Consider the following 1,487-nt stretch of genomic DNA (forward strand, 5'->3'; position numbering starts at 1 on the left):
GGTGATGACCAGCCGGGCTTTCGACATGCCCGAACATCAGCAGCTCGCGTCGGTGTCCTGGATGTCCTGAGACATCATGTCCTCAATGTCCTGAGACATGCGTCCTGGATGTCGTGAGACTGCACACAGATGATTGAATCAGAACCGGATCGATGTGCGAACTCATCATGACTCACACCCATTGGATGACATCGGCTCCCCGACCCCTTCGAGCCATTGCCACAAATACCCGAAAACTCCCCAAAAGGCACTTCGGGTCGCCATGACGCAACGAACGCCCCCTCGGCGCCCACCGAAGTCGTTACCGGGAAGGGCGGTTCGGACGCCCCGACGAACGGCCCCGGGCCGCCAGGAGCACCAGGGGTGCCGGGAACCCGGCGGGGCCCGGAAACGACATGTATGCCGAGGGAGGGCACCCCCGGCGCCGGAAACGGGATGAAGGGTTCGTTGATGAGGCTGGAAAGAGCGGGAACGACCGACCCCCCTCACTCCGAGGGCTCCGGGAAAACCGGGGACGCAGGGCCCTCTCGGGGGGTGAGGCCCCTGACGGTCCCGCTGACCGGCGTGATGGCGTTCTCGATGATGCAACTGTTCCTGATCGGGGCGCTGGGCCCGCGACTGACCGGTGAACTGGGCATCTCCCCGGTGGTGCTGGGGCTGACGACCACCCTGGGCTTCGGTACGGCCGCCCTGCTCTCCCCCCTCGGCGGCCGGGTGGTGGACCGGGTGGGGCCGCGCCGCTCGCTGGTGATCCTGCTGACGATCACGGCGGGGCCCTGGCGATGATCGGCGCGGCGCCGGGCCCGGGGCTGTTGCTGGCCGCGGTCGCTCTGGGAGGTCTGCCCCAGGCGTTGGCCAACCCTGCCACGAACAAGGCGATCCTGGCCGCCGTGCCGAAGCCGGGCCGGGGAGCGGTGACGGGCCTCAAGCAGTCCGGCGTCCAGGCCGGCGCCTTCGTCGCGGGACTCCCTTTGGCCGCGCTGGCCGCCGTCGCCGGGTGGAGGGTCGCGGTGTGGGCGGTCGCGGGGGCGGCGGTGATCGCCGCGCTGTGGGCCACGCGACTCCTGCCGGCCGACCCGCGGGTGGCCTCGGTTCCCGCCCTGCGGGCCCCCCGGGGGGCGATCGCCGTGCTCGCCGTCTTCTCCGTGTTCCCGGGCTGCGCCATCGCCTCGGTGAACACCTACATCGCGCTCTTCGGCACCCAACGGCTCGATCTGGGAGCGACCACCGCGGCCGCGCTGGTGGCGGTCCTGGGGGTGACGGGGATCGCCGGTCGCGTGGTCTGGTCACGGGTGGCCGCGGACCCGGTCCGCGCGGTGTGGCTACCGGGTCTGCTGTCTGTGGGTTCGGTGGGCGCGGCCGTCCTGCTGGCGGTCTCCCCCGCTGCGGCTCCTCTGGTCTGGCCGGCGGCGGCGGCCGTCGGACTCCTGGCGGTGGCGGCCAACGCGGTCTCCATGGTGCTGGTCATCCAGCGGTCGGGGGCGGGC

Annotated in this window: 2 protein-coding genes; both read left to right on the top strand. The window is 71.1% G+C overall.

The window, feature by feature from the left end; genetic code table 11:
* The first annotated feature begins 534 nt into the window (after positions 1-534).
* Positions 535-786, top strand: coding sequence for an MFS transporter (locus FNQ90_RS28250; RefSeq protein ID WP_323380133.1), 252 nt, complete (start codon positions 535-537; stop codon positions 784-786).
* Positions 783-1,487: MFS transporter (locus tag FNQ90_RS22875; protein WP_267133097.1), on the top strand; the 705-nt coding region annotated here is incomplete at its 3' end. The genes FNQ90_RS28250 and FNQ90_RS22875, both read left to right, overlap by 4 nt.

It is taken from the genome of Streptomyces alkaliphilus (assembly GCF_014141535.1).
GTDB classification, from domain to species: Bacteria; Actinomycetota; Actinomycetes; order Streptomycetales; family Streptomycetaceae; genus Streptomyces; species Streptomyces alkaliphilus.